The following is a 14967-nucleotide window of genomic DNA, read 5'->3' on the forward strand; positions in this document are numbered from 1 at the left end:
ACCCTCGCCGACGGCACGACACGCCGCGAGCAATGGCGGCTGATCACTAGCCTGACCGACCACACCCGCTATCCCGCCGGCGAGCTCGTCGACCCCTACCACGAACGCTGGCAAGCCGAAACCACCTACTACTCCATCAAAGCGACCATGCTCGACGGCCGCGTCCTACGCTCCCACAGCATCCCCGGCCTCGAACAAAAGGCATACGCCCTGCTCACCGCCTACCAAACCCTGATCCGCGCAGCCGCAGACGCTACCCGCACCCAACCAGGCCTGAACATGGACCGGATCAGCTTCACCATCCTCATCGAAACCACCCTCGACACGATCACCACCGCCAGCGCAGTCCTCCCACACGACCGCGCCGACCTCCTCGGCGCAATAGGCACAGCCGTCCTGGCCGACCTCCTACCCACACGGCGTCGCCCCCGCGTCAAAGCCCACTCCCGCAAGAACCCCACCAGCAAATCGAGCCCAAACGCCAGCCAGCACCCAGCCACCACGCAGACCTACAGCCTCCACACCGAGATCACAATCTTCGAAGAAGACCTTGACTCCCGGCCACAGCCCTAACACAACGGCGTTGTCCTGGATGTAGTGGCCTCCTCCTACAACGAGGCCACTACATCCTGGATCGAGCACGATCATGCTGAACCCCGGCGGGCAAGAACCCCCGTAGGACCTACCCGCTCGCGCCGATCTTGCACTTACGGTCGACGAAGCGTTCAGGTTTGCGTGCTTTGTCGGCGCCGGGGCACGCCTCGGTGCGGTAAGGCGTACCGAGGCGTCGTTTGCGTGTCGCGGCTCGGAGCCCTCGGACTTCTTCTCGACATCGACTATTGACGCTGCCGTAACAGGTGTCCTAGCGTCTGTCGAAACGTTTAGTCGAAACGCTTCGACGATCAATGGGAAGCGTTCCACCGCCGGGCCGGAGGAGGTGCGCGGTGGCCACGATGCACGACGTCGCCCGCCTCGCGCAGGTATCGGTGAGCACCGTGTCGTACGTGCTCACCGGCATCCGGCCGATCTCCCAGGCCACCCGCGCCAAGGTGCTCGCGGCGATGGCCGAGCTGGACTACCAGCCCAACGCCATGGCCCGGGGGCTGGCCAGCCGGCGCAGCCGCATCCTGGGCCTTTTGATGCCGATGGACGAGCGTGGTCTGGGTGCCACCGAGACAGCGTTCGTCACCGGTGCCGCCGCTGCGGCCAGCGCGGTCGGTTACCACCTCGTGCTCTCACCGGTCGGCGGTGGGGACCTGGACGACCTGCGTCGGCTGGCCGCCCAGCGGATGCTCGACGGCGTGGTGCTGATGGAGGTGCAGCTCGCCGACGAGCGGGTCACGGTGCTCCAGGAGGCGGGTGTGCCGCTGGTGCTGATCGGACGCACCGGCGACGCCGCAGGGCTCTCCTTCGTCGACATCGACTTCGAGCAGACCGTCCGGGAGGCCGTGGCGCACCTGGTCGGTCTGGGGCATCGCCGGATCGTCTACGTCAACCACTCGGCGGCGACGCTCGCCAGCGGTTACGGCCCGGCGTTGCGTACCCGGGATGCCTTTGTCACGGCCATGACCGGCCACGGCCTGGAGCCGATCATGATCCCGGCCGAGGACAGCGCGGCCGGCGGGCGGGCGGCCCTGGCGGCCGCGCTCGCCCGCGCCCCGGAGCTGACCGCCGTGCTGGCGATGAACGAGACGGCGCTCTTCGGCATCCTCGGTGAGTTGACCGGGCGAGGGCTGTCGGTGCCCGACGACGTATCGGTGGTCTCGATGGTCACCTCGCCGCAGGTCGCCGAGTTGGCCACTCCGGCGCTGACCGCGATGACGTCGCCCGGTTCGACCCTGGGTCGGATCGCGATCGAGGCGTTGGTGCGGCACCTGGACGGGCCCGGCGACGAGCGCCACCAGCAACTGCTGCCGTGTGTCCTGGAGATCCGGGGATCGACCGGCGCGCCGCGACCAGACCGATCGCATAGGGGCTGACCAGTGAAGACGGCCCGCCGCCGCGCGGCAACGCGACGACGGGCCCAGTGAGATACCGGGCTCGATACTCAACGAGGAGGATAGCAATGCAGCGATTCCGCCGGATCGTCGCGGCGATCGCCCTGGCGGCGACAGCGACGACCACCGTGGCCGCCTGTGGCGGCGGCGAGAGCGAGGACGACAGCGGGGCCAAGACCCTCAAGCTCTGGCACTACGAGAGCGAGAACAGCGCGATGGGGGTCGGCTGGAACAAGGCGATCGAGATCTTCAAGGCCGAGCATCCAGGCGTCGAGGTGCGCTTCGAGCGCAAGGCGTTCGAACAGATCCAGCAGAACGCCGGCATGATCATCAACTCGTCCGAGGGTCCGGACATCATGGAGTACAACAAGGGCAACGCGACGGCCGGTCTGCTGTCGTCGCAGGGTCTGCTCACCGATCTGAGCGCCGAGGCCGACAAGCGCGGCTGGGCCGGCAAGCTCAGCGCCAGCCTCCAGACCACCGCCCGGTACAGCGACAAGGGCGTGATGGGGTCGGGCAACTGGTTCGGCGTACCCAACTACGGCGAGTACGTCACGGTCTACTACAACAAGGACCTGTTCGACCGTAACGGCGTCAAGGTGCCGACCACGATGGCGGAGATGACCGCCGCGATGGACACCTTCGTCAGCAAGAAGATCACTCCGCTGGGCATGGCCGGGGCCGAGTATCCGGCCGGGCAGCTCTTCTACCAGTTGGCGCTCTCCAAGGCCGACCGGCAGTTCGTCGACAACTACCAGCTCTACAAGAACCCGGTCGACTTCAAGGCCGAACCGCTGAAGTACGGCGCGGACACGTTCGCCGACTGGGTGCGCAAGGGCTACGTCGCCAAGAACTCGGCGAGCCTCAAGGCCGAGGACATGGGCACCGCGTTCATCGCCGGCAAGACCCCCATGATCGTCTCGGGTAGCTGGTGGTACGGCCGCTTCAAGGCCGAGATGAAGGCCAACTGGGACACGTTCCTCTTCCCCGGCAACACCCTCAACGCCGGGTCGTCGGGCAACATCTGGGTGGTTCCGTCGAACAGCAAGGCCAAGAGCCTGGCGTACGACTTCATCGACATCACGCTGCGTCCGGAGATCCAGGACCTCATCGGCAACAACGGTGGTGTCCCGGTGGCCGCCGACGCCTCCAAGATCAGCGACCCGAAGGACCGCAAGCTGAGCGAGGACTTCAACACCGTCAGCAAGCAGGACGGGCTGGCCTTCTACCCGGACTGGCCGGTGCCCGGCTACTACGACGTGCTGGTCGGCGGTTTCCAGGGCCTGATCAACGGGTCGAAGTCCCCGGACCAGGTGCTCGACACGATCGCCAAGCCGTACGCCGATGGCGTCAAGGAGATCACCGGCAAGTGACACGGCGAGCGGCGGGCGCGACCGGCACGACCGGAGTGCCCGCCCACCCCGCCGGGAAGGACCTTCCATGGCAGTCTCCGAGACCGTCGAGGCCGCGCGCCCGACGGCGACGCCAACCCTGCCGGAGCCCCGCCGCCGACCGCGCGGCCGCGACGCGGCGTACTGGCTCTACCTGCTCCCCGGGGCGGTGCTGTTTCTCCTGGTGATCGGCGCGCCGCTGGTCGGCACCGGTTACCTGTCGCTGACCAAGTGGTCCGGCATCGGCGACCCCACCTTCGTCGGGTTCGACAACTACCAGCGCCTGCTGGACGACGAGGTGTTCTGGGCGTCGTTCCGCAACACCCTGGCGATGATCGTCGCGATGGTGGTGGTGCCGACCCTGCTCGGGCTGCTGCTCGCCTCGGTGCTCTTCGACGTCATCGGCCGCCGGTTCCAGCCGCGGACCGCCGCCGGCCTGCGGGCCGCCTTCTACCTTCCGCAGGTGCTGCCCGTGGTGGTCGCGGGCATCGTCTGGGGTTGGATCCTGCGGCCCGACGGCGCGTTCAACAGCCTGCTCGACGCGGTCGGCCTCGGCGCGCTGCGCCACGACTGGCTCGGCGACCCGGACACGGCCCTACCGGCGGTGATGGCGGTGATGATCTGGGTGCAGATCGGCTACCCGGTGGTCGTGTTCATGGCCGCGTTGCAGCGGGTGGACCCGGAGCTGTACGAGGCGGCCGAGGTGGACGGCGCGAACTGGCTGCACCGGTTCCGGGCGATCACCCTGCCGCAGATCCGGCCGGAGACTTTCGTGGTGGCCCTGACCTGCACCATCGCCGCGTTGAAGGTGTTCGGGCCGATCTTCGCGCTCACCCGGGGCGGCCCGGAGAACGCCACGAACGTGCCGTCCTACTTCGCCTACTACACCTTCTTCAAGAAGCTCCAGGTCGGCTACGGCTCGGCGATCTCCACCCTGCTCACACTGATCATCGTCGTGGTGGCCGGGGTCTTCATCTGGTGGCAGGCGCGCACCGAGCGCCGGGACCGGGGGTTCTGAGATGGCTGTCATGGGCAACCAAGCCCCGGCGACCCGGCGTATCCGCGATCGGCACCACCGCGGCGTCGGTCGCTGGGTCGTGCTCGCCCTGGTGACCCTCGGCGCGCTCGTCATGCTGGTGCCGTTCGCGTTCATGCTGCTCAACGCGTTCAAGTCGCCCGGCGACTACTCGTCGGGTGGGCCGCTGAGCTGGCCGGGCGAGTTCTACACCAAGGGCCTGCGGACGTACTGGACCGAGGTGAACTTCCCCCTCAAGCTGTGGAACTCGGCCCTCATCGCCGGCTCCGTGGCGGTACTCGGCGTCATCGTGTCCCTGCTCAACGCGTACGCCCTGGGCATCGGTCGGGTCCGCGGCCGACTGTGGATCGTCGGGCTGTTCCTGCTGGCCAACATGCTGCCGCAGGAGGCGCTGATCTATCCGCTGTACTACGTGGCGAAGGAGGTCGGCCTCTACAACACGAGACTCGCGGTGATCATCATCTTCACCGTCATCCAGAGCGCGTTCGGCACGTACCTGCTGGCCTCGGTCCTGGGCACCTTCCCCCGCTCGCTGCTGGAGGCCGCCGCGCTCGACGGCGCCGGCAAGTGGACGGTGCTGTGGAGGGTGGTCTTCCCCAACCTGCGACCCACCCTGGCCGTACTCCTCATCTTCTTCTTCATCTGGACCTGGAACGAGTTCCTCATCCCGCTGGTCATGCTGATCGACAACCAGACGCAGACCATCCCGGTAGCGCTCGCGTCGTTGCAGGGCGACCGTCTGATGGACGCCCCGACGACGAACGCTGGAGCGCTGATCAGCCTGGTGCCGGCCATTCTCTTCTTCCTCATCTTCCAGCGCACTCTGGCGCGCGGCATCACGGCAGGAGCCGAGAAGTGAAGTTCACCGACGGGTACTGGCAACTGCGCCCGGGGGTCAGCGTGCTGCGCCCCGGCGCGGTGGAATCGGTCGAGCCGGACGAGAGCGGCTTCACCGTCTTCGCGCCGGCCGGTCAGATCACCGGTCGGGGCGACACCCTCAACCGGCCCGTCGTCACCGTCCGGTTCTTCTCCCCCGCACCCGGCGTCGTCGGGGTGACAATCGGTCACCACAGCGGCGGACTGCCCCGCGAGCCGCGCTTCGCGGTGACCACCGACGGCACGCACCCCGTCAGCGTCGACATCACCGGCATCACCGCGTCACTGACCGCCGGCGAACTGACCGCCCGGGTCGCGCTCGTCGACGGCTGGCGGGTCGAGTTCCGGCACGGCGACCGGCTGCTCACCGCGTCCACGACCCGCAGCGTCGGGATCGTCACCGACGGCCAGGGCCGTCGGTACGTACACGAGCGGCTCGCGCTGGGCGTCGGCGAGACGGTGTACGGGCTGGGCGAGCGCTTCGGCCCGTTCGTCAAGAACGGCCAGACCGTGGACATCTGGAACGCCGATGGTGGGACGGCCAGCGAACAGGCGTACAAGAACGTGCCGTTCTATCTCAGCAGCGCCGGCTACGGGGTCTTCGTAAACCACCCGGAGCACGTGTCGTTCGAGGTCGGCTCGGAGGTCGTGGCCCAGAACCAGTTCAGCGTCGAGGGGCAGTCGCTCACCTACTACGTCATCGACGGGCCCACCCCGAAGGACGTGCTGCGCCGCTACACCGCGTTGACCGGCCGACCGGCCCGGGTGCCCGCCTGGTCGTACGGGCTGTGGCTGTCCACGTCGTTCACCACCTCGTACGACGAGAAGACGGTGACCGAGTTCGTCGACGGCATGGTCGAGCGGAACCTGCCGCTGTCGGTGTTCCACTTCGACTGCTTCTGGATGCGCCAGTTCCACTGGGTCGACTTCGTCTGGGACCCGGCGACCTTCCCGGACCCGGAGGGCATGCTGCGCCGGCTGCACGAACGCGACCTGAAGGTGTGCGTCTGGATCAACCCGTACATCGCGCAGCGGTCGTACCTCTTCGAGGAGGGCCGCCAGGCCGGCTACCTGGTCCGCAACCCGGACGGCTCGGTCTGGCAGTGGGACAAGTGGCAGGCCGGGATGGCCCTCGTCGACTTCACCAACCCGGACGCGGTCGCCTGGTTCACCAGCAAGCTCAAGGTCCTGCTGGACATGGGCGTCGACTGCTTCAAAACCGACTTCGGTGAGCGCATCCCGACCGACGTGGTGTGGCACGACGGCTCCGACCCGCAGCGGATGCACAACTACTACTCCTACCTCTACAACAAGGCGGTCTTCGAGCTGTTGGAGACCGAGCGGGGAGAGGGCGAGGCGGTGGTGTTCGCCCGCTCCGCCACCACGGGGGGGCAGCAGTTCCCGGTGCACTGGGGCGGCGACTGCGAGGCGACGTTCGTCGCCATGGCGGAGTCGCTGCGCGGTGGACTGTCCCTGGCGGCGTCCGGTTTCGGCTACTGGAGCCACGACATCGGCGGCTTCGAGGGCACCCCCGATCCGGCCGTGTTCAAGCGGTGGATCGCCTTCGGCCTGCTCTCCTCGCACTCCCGGCTGCACGGCTCCGGCTCGTACCGGGTCCCGTGGGCGTACGACGCGGAGGCCGTCGACGTGCTGCGGCACTTCACCCGGCTCAAGCTCCGCCTGATGCCGTACCTGGCGGCCGCCGCCCAGGAGGCGCACCGCGAGGGGACACCCATGATGCGCCCGATGGTCGTGGAGTTCCCGGACGATCCGGCTGCGGCGTACCTGGACCGGCAGTACATGCTCGGCTCCGACGTGCTGGTCGTGCCGGTGCTGAGCGCCGACGGCCAGGTCACCTTCTACGTTCCCGCCGGCACGTGGACGCACCTGGTGACCGGCGCGCAGCTCACCGGCCCGGCCTGGGTGACCGAGAAGCACGAGTTCGACAGCCTGCCGGTGCTCGTCCGGCCGGGCGCGGTGATCCCGTTCGGGGCGCGCGCCGACCGGCCCGACTACGAGTGGGCGGACGGGGTGGAGCTGCGCCTATACGCTCCGGCGGAGGGGCAGCGGCGGCGGGTACGGATACCGTCGCCCGGCCTGGGCGCCGGCGCGGAGTTCGAGGTGGGCTTCCGAGACGGGGTGGGCAGCGCGGAACTGGTCGCGGGTGAATCGTCGGCGTACCACTGTGTGGTCGTCGGGACGGAGGTAGCAGGACGATGACGGCGCGCACCTTCCCGGAGAGTTTCCTGTGGGGTTCGGCGACGGCGGCCTACCAGATCGAGGGTGCGGCCACCGAGGACGGCAGAGGCCCGTCCATCTGGGACACCTACAGCCACACACCCGGACGGACGTTGAACGGCGAGACCGGTGACGTGGCAGCCGACCACTACCACCGCTGGGCGCAGGACCTCGACCACGTCGCCGAGCTGGGCCTGGGCGCGTACCGCTTCTCGATCTCCTGGCCGCGGGTCCAGCCGGGCGGGTCCGGCCGTTTCCACCAGGCCGGGCTGGACTTCTACTCCCGGCTGGTCGACGGCCTGCTGGAGCGCGGCATCCGCCCGGTGGCCACGATGTACCACTGGGACCTGCCGCAGGAGCTGGAGGACGCCGGTGGTTGGCCGGTGCGGGACACGGCGCTGCGCTTCGAGGACTACGCGTCGGGGATCGTCGCCGCGCTCGGCGACCGGGTGCACACCTGGACCACGCTCAACGAGCCGTGGTGCTCGGCGTACCTGGGTTACGGCTCCGGCGTCCACGCGCCGGGGCGCACCGAGCCGGCGGCGGCGCTGGCGGCGGTGCACCACCTGAACCTCGCGCACGGCCTGGCCGGTCGCGTGGTCCGGGAGCTGGCGCCGACCGCCGAGCTGTCGGTGACGCTGAACCTGCACGTGATCCGCCCGGCGTCGGACTCGGCGGCGGACGTCGACGCGGCACGCCGCATCGACGCGCTGGCGAACCGTGCGTTCCTCGGCCCGATGCTCACCGGGGCGTACCCGGCCGACCTGCTGGCCGACACGGCAGGGGTCACCGACTGGTCGTTCGTGCGCTCGGGCGACGAGAAGGTGGCCGCCGTTCCGCTTGACGTGCTCGGCGTCAACTACTACTCGAGCACGCTGGTACGCGCCTGGGACGGGCACTCGGCCCGCTCGGACTCCGACGGGCACGGCGCGTCGGCGCACTCGCCGTGGGTCGGCGCCGACGACGTCGACTTCCTGCCGCAGCCCGGCCCGTACACGGCAATGGGGTGGAACATCGACCCGCCGGCCCTGACCGAGCTGCTGCGGCTGGGCCGGGAGTACCCGGGCCAGCCGCTGATGATCACCGAGAACGGCGCGGCCTTCGACGACGCCGTGTCGGCCGACGGCCGGATCCACGACGACCGCCGGATCGACTATCTGCGCCGGCATATCGGCGCGATGGCCGACGCCCGCGAGCAGGGCGTGGACGTGCGGGGTTACTTCGTCTGGTCGCTGCTCGACAACTTCGAGTGGGGCTACGGCTACGAGCGACGGTTCGGGATCATCCGCGTCGACTACGACACCCAGGAACGCACCTGGAAGGACAGCGCGCACTGGTATCGGCGGCTCGCCGCCACCGGCGAACTGGACCAGGCGCGGGACTGACCCGAGCGTCCGCGACACGCTGGATGCTCTCGGCCGTAGCCAAGCGCATCCAGTTGGTCGACAGTCATTGGTTCAACGGTCGTCCAGCGCTGCCCTTCGGAATGGATGAGACAGCGCCCGGTCATCAGTCAGAGGGCACCGTCGGCAAGCTGTCGATCTAGCTAGCCCCGGGAGTCCTGCGAGGTCGCCTCGTCGGCGAGGTGCCAGACCTCGCGCATCGGGGCCCACCAGTCCCCCGAGCCGGGCTCGGCCAGCGACTCCTGACACGGGTCCGTCAGCTTCCACCACTCCTGGGTCTGCGGGTCCGCGGCGATCAGCCGCAGGTCGGCCTCGTAGTCGTCGCCGACGTACTCGTAGTAACCGAAGAGCAGGTCGTCGTGGAGAAAGATGGTGTAGTTACGGAAGTTCGCCTCGCGCAGCGTCTGCTCGACGCTCGGCCAGACGGCGGCGTGTAACCGCAGGTAGGTCTCCCGCTGCTCGGGGCGGAGTCGGATCACGCAGCCATGACGTTGCACGTCGTGCCCTTTCGTGTGAGGGGTGCCGAAGGCACCTGACCGTAGCCCGTGGACAGTGCCGGGCCGAGGACCCGACCGGGTCGCCGACGACGACGGTTACACACCGCCATTGGCCGGTACCGCGCCGGCCAGCGACGAACCGGCGGACCGTCGGCGGCTGCGCGAGCTGCGGCGGCGGCTGCCGGGGCGCCTACCGGGTGGTGGTGACCTGGCGCACGGCCGAGGAGCAGCACGGCACGATCGAGGTGTACGAGGTGTCGGCCCGCGACGGCGCCCGGGTGAACGCGTGACCGTGCCACCCGGTCAACCAGGTCGAGGCGCTCGTGCACGGCTACCGCGTCGCGTTCGCCTGGGGCGCGACCCTGATCATGCTCGCCGGGCTGGTCACCCTGGTCCTGGTGAAGGTGCGCAAGGAGGACATCCCGGCCGGCAACGTCATGCACATGGACTGACCGTCTGCGCGATGGCCAGATCATCCTGATAGCCATCAAGACGAAGAGGCTGGGCGAGGGCATACCCACTGCCCTCGCCCAGCACACTGACTACCAAAGGACCGGAAACGAATCCGGCAGCGCTTACATTCTTAGCAACGCCGGGCCGAAGAGAACCGGTCGTTGTAGTTGCCGACGTAGCTCAGGGTGTACGGACCCGGGGCCCGCACATAATCACCGCTGAAGTTGGGGTCGACGTAGAAGCACCAGGTGGTGCCCTTGGAGACCTGCAGACTCGAGATGGCGTCGTTCAGGCCTGGACCGAACTGCGAAATATCACTGTTGCTCAGCACGAACCGCTGACCCTGGTAGTCCTTGTTGACGAACAGGTAGGCGGTTTCAGTGGTAGCCGCAGAGGCCGACGGCGCCGCCACCATCGTCCCGGCCAAGACCACACCCAGCGCCACCAAAGTGTGACGGATACGACGTGAATTCATGGGACCTCCTCTATTGTCGGCGCTAGCCGACCGTCCAATGTGGTACTACCAACGAGAACCTATCGATCCCCACTGGACCAACTCTGGACACCAATGGATGCCCCCTGATGCCGGCGGGAATCTGCCTGCAAGAATCGATCACAATTGATAAAGTCGATGTGGTCGAGCCCTGTGGCCCTGCCACCCGCGGGCCCTGTCGGACTCCCCGGTCGTGGGGGCAGCCCGCGACCGCCTGCCGGCGCGGAGCGCGCCCGAACCACGGGGCAGCTCCGCGTATCACCGCTTGTGGCGGTATCAGTCGCCTGTCGTACCAGCCAATGGTGCTGGTGCGGTCGTCGGGCTCGTGTGCGATCGGCACCAGGTCGGGAATCGCCCTGGCCGCGACGCTACCGGTGATCTAGTGTCCTGCGCCGGGAATGCGTTGAAGATATGAGGCGAGTCGGTCGAGGATCTCGTCGGCGGCCTTGGTCCAGATGAAGGGTTTGGGGTCGTCGTTCCATGCGGTGGCCCAGGCGTGTAGGTCGTTCTCCAGGGCCCGTAGGGCGTGCACCGCGGTGATGACCTGGCCGGTGGCCACGTCGGGCGCCGCGAACAACGTGGTGATGCCGTGCTGGACGTAGTCGTGGGTGCGCCGCTCGGGCAGGCCGGGCATCATCGGTAGCACCGGCGCCGATCTGTCGAGGGCCTGGATCTGGGACTTCTCGTCCACGCACAGCACCAGCGCCCGCTCCGGCGGGTCCAGATACAGCCCGACCACGTCGCGGACCTTGTCGATGAACTGCGGGTCGTTCGACAGTTTGAACGTCGCCACCCGGTGGGGCTGAAGGCCGAAGGCCTTCCAGATTCGGCCCACCGTCGAGCGGGACAACCCGGACTCGGCCGCCATCGACGCCCGCGACCAGTGCGTGGCATCGGCCGGTGTGCGTTCCAGGGTGGCGACCACGACCTGCTCGACCTGCTCATCACCGATCGTGCGTGGCGCACCCGGCCGCGGCTCGTCGACCAGACCTTCCAGCCGGCGCGCGACGAACCGGTTGCGCCACTTGCCCACCGTCTGCGGCCAAATTCCCAACTCCACAGCGACGTCCTGGTTGGACTTGCCTTGCGCGCAGCCCAACACGATCCGACACCGCTGCGCCAGGGCCTGCGACGACTTGGCCCGCCGCGACCAACGCACCAACGTCGCGCGTTCCTCATCTGTCAACGTCACCTCGGCCACCGGCCGACCTCTGCGCGCCACCCACCGATCCTACAATTATTCAACGAATTCCCGGCGCGGCACACTACGCCTTCGACGATCCACAGGCGGCGCGCTTTCTCGCAGGGGTCTCCGACGTGTGCGCCGCCGAGGGTGTCGGACTCACCCTGGTCCCGATCACCGGCGCGGGCACCGACACCCAGCGCGTCGCGCAGGCGGCCGTGGACGGCTTCGTCGTGTGGACCACCAGCGACGACGACCCGGTCCTGGACGCCCTCGCCGACACCGGCCTGCCCGCGGTGGTCCACGCCGGCCCGCACCGCAGGGGGGATGCCGATGATCGGCATCGACGACCGTGCCGCCGCCGCGGCGATCGGACAGATCGCGTTCGCCGTGGCCCGTCACCCACTCGTGCTCGGCTTTCCGCTGGATCGCGGACACACCCGTCAACTGCTCAGCGGCGACGACCCGGTCGACGCGACGTTTCCGGTCACCCCGGCACCGGTGGGAGTGCTTCCGGGACGCCTGGACGGGCGCGGGCCGCCCGGCCGCGCAGCTGCGACTGGCCGTCTGCCCGGTCAACCACAGCGCCGAAGGGGAGACCTTCGCCCTGGAGCTGCTGCAGGGCGCCGAGCCACCGGACGCCATCGCCGCGATGAGTGACGAACTCGCCCTCGGCGCCCTGCGCGCCGCCACGCGAGTCGGCCTGCGCGTTCCCGACGACCTGACGCTTACCGGCTGGGACGACGCGGACGCTGCCGCCGATGCCGGCCTGACCACCCTGGCCCAGTCACTGCGCGAGCAGGGTGCCCACTGCGCACGGGTGGCGCTCGGACATTCCACCGATGCTCCGCCGCGACACCTGTGGCAGGTCGTGACGCGTTCGACCACCCGTCGCCCCCACTGATGCCGGCACCGCCCGGTCCCGGCCGAGCGGTGGCCTACACCCTCACCCGCTGGGGTGGGACCGTGAGCCCGTAGAGCGCCATCAGCTCGGGGGTGTCGACGCGACTGCCGTCGGCCACCGTGTCGCAGGCGATGTCGACGATCTGGTCCTTGTGTGCCAGCAGGTACGGCCGGGCGCCCACGTCGGCGCTGGCCAGGGTCGCGATGCCGGGCCAGTGCCGACGGCCGAACAGCATCGGGTAACCGCGCAGCCCGTCGTAGGTGGCGCAGACCAGCACGTCCGGGTACGGCAGCGCGGCCACCCGCCGGACGGCGACGGCGGTCAGGCCCGGCATGTCGACCGGGACCACCACCACCGCCTCGATCCCCTCGTCGTCCATGGCCGCCAGACCGGCTCGGATGGACGAGCCGACGCCGGTGCCCCACGCCTTGTTGATCACTACGGTGGCCCTGCCCAGGTCGGCGGTCTCCCGGACCTGCTCCGCGGCGGCCCCCAGCACGACCACGATCTGCTCGCAGCCCGCCTCGGTCATCGTGTCGATCATCTGGTTGACCAGGGGCTTCTCCCCCTGGTGCAGCAGCGCCTCGGGACCACCGATCCGTCGGCCCCCGCCCGCGGCGATGATCATTCCTGCGATCCGGTTCAGCTGCGCCCCCTCAAGCGTGGGGCCGACCGTGACCGATCCGCCCCTTCCTACGGACACTGCAACGAGGACGGCCACTCACGGGTGGCGGGGCGAAAAGGAGAAAGAGTGCAATCGTTACGCACCGGACCGGGTCAGGCCGCGTCGGCGTAGCAGTCGACGATGGACAGATCCAGGGGGAAACGCACCGGGGTGTCACCGAACAGCAGGGCGGTGGCCCGCTCACCCGCCCGGCGCACCGCCGCCGCCACGGTCTCGGCCTGCTCGGCCGGACAGTGCGCCAGCACCTCGTCGTGCTGAAAGAAGACCAGCTCGGCGTCGGTGTCGGCCAGCTCGGTGCGCAGCGTGGCCAGCAGCGTCGAGGCCCACTCCGCGGCGGTGGCCTGGATGACGAAGTTGCGGGTGAACCGCCCCCGGGACCGGGCGGCCCGCGCCCGGGGGCTCTGCCGGTCGGCCACGGCGTCCGGGTCGGTCGGCCCCTCGTCGGGGTCACCGAGCCCGACCGAGCCGGGTGGGCAGGTGCGCCCCAGCCACGAGCGGACCAACCCGCCCGCCTCGCCGGTGCGCGCGGCCGCCTCGACGTAGCCGAACGCCGTCGGGTAGCTGCGTTTCAGCACCGCCAGCGCGGGCACCGCTGCGCCGCCGGTCTGCCCGTACATCGCACCGAGCAGGGCCACCTTGGCCCGGGGACGGTCACCGCCGAACGAGTCCCGGGCGAGCGCGGCGTAGAGGTCGCCGGCGCCGCCCGCCGCCGCCAGCCGCTCGTCCCCGGAGACCGCCGCCAGGACGCGGGGCTCCAACTGGCCCGCGTCGGCGACCACCAGCCGCCAGCCCGGATCGGCCACCACCGCCCGACGGATCACCTTGGGGATCTGCAACGCGCCACCGCCCCGGGTCGCCCAGCGGCCGGAGACCACCCCGCCCGGCACGTACTCCGGCTGGAACCGCCCGTCGCGGACCCACTGCTCACGCCAGGACCAGCCGTGCGCCGTCCAGATCCGGTACAGCTCCTTGTATTCCAGCACCAGGGGCACCGCCGGATGGTCCACCCCGCGCAACACCCAGGCGCGGGTGTTGGGCAGCTCCACCCCGGCCCGGGCGAACGCCCGCAACAGCTCGGCCGGGGAGTCGGCGTGCAGCTGGCGGACGCCGAACGCGTCGGCGATCCGGGCCGCCAACTCGGCCAACCGGCGCGGCGGCCCGCCGACCGGGGACGGCTCCCCCAACAGCTCGGCGAGGATCGCGTCGTGCACCTCGGCCCGCCAGGGCAGCCCGGCGACGCCCATCTCCACAGCGATCAACGCGCCGGCCGACTCGGCAGCCACCAGCAGCCGAAACCGGCCCGGGTGCTCGGTGGTGGCGACCCGGGCGACCTGGTCGGCGTACACCCGGGTCAGTGCCTCGATGCCCGGCCCCGGCGGACCGGGCAGCGTGTCGAAGAGCGCGCCCTGGCCGTGCCCGGGTGGCGCGGCGGCGCGCGGCGGCGGGTCGGCCGGCACCGGAGCACCGGTCAGGCGGGCCCAGGCGGCGGCCAGCGAGCGGGGCTCGCCCCAGCGGCCGACGTGCCCGAGCAACAGGGCCTCGGTCAGCTCCACGTCGTGGCAGCGCTCGACGCGCACCCCGGCCCGCAGCAGCGCCGGGTAGATCGCGCCCGCGGCGGCCCAGACCCACCGCGGGTGCTCGGCCGCCTCCCGTGCGGCCATCGCGGCCGCGAGGTCGCTGACGGTCTCGGTCGGGCCGACGGGTCGGCCGGCGGCGTCGAGCGGACGCAGCTCTCCCCCACCGCGTTCGCCCGCCACCACCGCCACCAGCACGAATATGATTCTGCCCTCCCCCTCCGACAGGAAAACGGG

Annotated in this window: 15 protein-coding genes; 9 read left to right on the top strand and 6 right to left on the bottom strand. The window is 69.7% G+C overall.

Going from position 1 to position 14967, the window contains the following annotated elements; translation table 11 throughout:
* The 7 genes from ACGFH9_RS26065 to ACGFH9_RS26095 all read left to right on the top strand — a co-directional run.
* Window positions 1-573 (top strand): transposase (locus ACGFH9_RS26065; protein WP_393224111.1); only part of this gene is annotated, 573 nt, incomplete at its 5' end.
* Window positions 574-953: 380 nt separating this feature from the next.
* The gene (locus tag ACGFH9_RS26070; protein WP_393224260.1) at window positions 954-1979 is read left to right on the top strand and encodes a LacI family DNA-binding transcriptional regulator; all 1026 of its coding nucleotides are present in this window, start codon (window positions 954-956) and stop codon (window positions 1977-1979) included.
* 86 nt (window positions 1980-2065) lie between these two features.
* Window positions 2066-3370, top strand: a complete 1305-nt coding sequence (locus tag ACGFH9_RS26075; RefSeq protein ID WP_393224114.1) for an ABC transporter substrate-binding protein — start codon at window positions 2066-2068, stop codon at window positions 3368-3370.
* 67 nt (window positions 3371-3437) lie between these two features.
* A complete protein-coding gene (locus ACGFH9_RS26080) occupies window positions 3438-4406 on the top strand; it encodes a carbohydrate ABC transporter permease (RefSeq protein ID WP_393224117.1) in 969 nt (322 codons plus the stop codon).
* Window positions 4407-4416: 10 nt separating this feature from the next.
* Entirely contained in the window at window positions 4417-5283 is an 867-nt protein-coding gene (locus ACGFH9_RS26085; RefSeq protein WP_393224119.1) for a carbohydrate ABC transporter permease, read from the top strand.
* On the top strand, window positions 5280-7520 hold the full coding sequence (yicI, locus tag ACGFH9_RS26090) for an alpha-xylosidase (RefSeq protein WP_393224122.1): 2241 nt from the start codon (window positions 5280-5282) through the stop codon (window positions 7518-7520). The genes ACGFH9_RS26085 and yicI overlap by 4 nt, the downstream gene beginning before the upstream one ends.
* A complete protein-coding gene (locus tag ACGFH9_RS26095) occupies window positions 7517-8923 on the top strand; it encodes a GH1 family beta-glucosidase (protein WP_393224125.1) in 1407 nt (468 codons plus the stop codon). The genes yicI and ACGFH9_RS26095 overlap by 4 nt, the downstream gene beginning before the upstream one ends.
* Window positions 8924-9084: 161 nt before the next feature.
* Here ACGFH9_RS26095 and ACGFH9_RS26100 read toward each other — a convergent pair whose 3' ends face one another.
* Complete coding sequence (locus ACGFH9_RS26100; RefSeq protein WP_393224128.1) at window positions 9085-9420, bottom strand: L-rhamnose mutarotase; 336 nt, start codon at window positions 9418-9420, stop codon at window positions 9085-9087.
* Window positions 9421-9761: 341 nt separating this feature from the next.
* Between ACGFH9_RS26100 and ACGFH9_RS26105 the strand changes: the two genes are divergently transcribed.
* Window positions 9762-9890 carry a hypothetical protein gene (locus tag ACGFH9_RS26105; protein WP_393224131.1) on the top strand — a complete coding sequence of 43 codons (129 nt, stop codon included), beginning with the start codon at window positions 9762-9764 and terminating at the stop codon, window positions 9888-9890.
* 131 nt (window positions 9891-10021) lie between these two features.
* Here the strand turns inward: ACGFH9_RS26105 and ACGFH9_RS26110 are convergent, their stop codons facing one another.
* The 3 genes from ACGFH9_RS26110 to ACGFH9_RS26120 all read right to left on the bottom strand — a co-directional run bounded on the left by ACGFH9_RS26110 (window position 10022) and on the right by ACGFH9_RS26120 (window position 11911).
* Window positions 10022-10366: a peptidase inhibitor family I36 protein gene (locus ACGFH9_RS26110; RefSeq protein ID WP_393224134.1), complete on the bottom strand. Its 345-nt coding sequence runs from the start codon at window positions 10364-10366 to the stop codon at window positions 10022-10024.
* Window positions 10367-10763: 397 nt separating this feature from the next.
* Complete coding sequence (locus ACGFH9_RS26115) at window positions 10764-11606, bottom strand: IS630 family transposase (RefSeq protein ID WP_393224137.1); 843 nt, start codon at window positions 11604-11606, stop codon at window positions 10764-10766.
* Window positions 11573-11911, bottom strand: coding sequence for a hypothetical protein (locus ACGFH9_RS26120; protein ID WP_393224140.1), 339 nt, complete (start codon window positions 11909-11911; stop codon window positions 11573-11575). Before ACGFH9_RS26120 ends, ACGFH9_RS26115 begins: the two co-directional genes overlap by 34 nt.
* 8 nt (window positions 11912-11919) lie before the next feature.
* On the opposite strand from ACGFH9_RS26120, the gene ACGFH9_RS26125 reads away from it, so the two are divergent.
* The gene (locus ACGFH9_RS26125) at window positions 11920-12471 is read left to right on the top strand and encodes a substrate-binding domain-containing protein (protein WP_393224143.1); all 552 of its coding nucleotides are present in this window, start codon (window positions 11920-11922) and stop codon (window positions 12469-12471) included.
* Window positions 12472-12505: 34 nt separating this feature from the next.
* Here the strand turns inward: ACGFH9_RS26125 and ACGFH9_RS26130 are convergent, their stop codons facing one another.
* Together ACGFH9_RS26130 and ACGFH9_RS26135 are read right to left on the bottom strand one after the other, a co-directional pair.
* The gene (locus tag ACGFH9_RS26130) at window positions 12506-13099 is read right to left on the bottom strand and encodes an NTP transferase domain-containing protein (protein ID WP_393224145.1); all 594 of its coding nucleotides are present in this window, start codon (window positions 13097-13099) and stop codon (window positions 12506-12508) included.
* 149 nt (window positions 13100-13248) lie between these two features.
* A complete protein-coding gene (locus tag ACGFH9_RS26135) occupies window positions 13249-14958 on the bottom strand; it encodes a bifunctional 3'-5' exonuclease/DNA polymerase (RefSeq protein WP_393224263.1) in 1710 nt (569 codons plus the stop codon).
* Window positions 14959-14967: the final 9 nt, after the last annotated feature.

Source organism: Micromonospora sp. NPDC049102 (assembly GCF_043197485.1).
GTDB lineage: Bacteria > Actinomycetota > Actinomycetes > Mycobacteriales > Micromonosporaceae > Micromonospora.

Bases quoted from the DNA above. Each gene is read 5' to 3' on its own strand.
- ACGFH9_RS26070 (WP_393224260.1), top strand. From the start codon at position 954: ATGCACGACGTCGCCCGCCTCGCGCAGGTATCGGTGAGCACCGTGTCG.
- ACGFH9_RS26075 (WP_393224114.1), top strand. From the start codon at position 2,066: ATGCAGCGATTCCGCCGGATCGTCGCGGCGATCGCCCTGGCGGCGACA.
- ACGFH9_RS26080 (WP_393224117.1), top strand. From the start codon at position 3,438: ATGGCAGTCTCCGAGACCGTCGAGGCCGCGCGCCCGACGGCGACGCCA.
- ACGFH9_RS26085 (WP_393224119.1), top strand. From the start codon at position 4,417: ATGGGCAACCAAGCCCCGGCGACCCGGCGTATCCGCGATCGGCACCAC.
- ACGFH9_RS26095 (WP_393224125.1), top strand. From the start codon at position 7,517: ATGACGGCGCGCACCTTCCCGGAGAGTTTCCTGTGGGGTTCGGCGACG.
- ACGFH9_RS26110 (WP_393224134.1), bottom strand. From the start codon at position 10,366: ATGAATTCACGTCGTATCCGTCACACTTTGGTGGCGCTGGGTGTGGTC.
- ACGFH9_RS26120 (WP_393224140.1), bottom strand. From the start codon at position 11,911: ATGCCGATCATCGGCATCCCCCCTGCGGTGCGGGCCGGCGTGGACCAC.
- ACGFH9_RS26130 (WP_393224145.1), bottom strand. From the start codon at position 13,099: ATGATCATCGCCGCGGGCGGGGGCCGACGGATCGGTGGTCCCGAGGCG.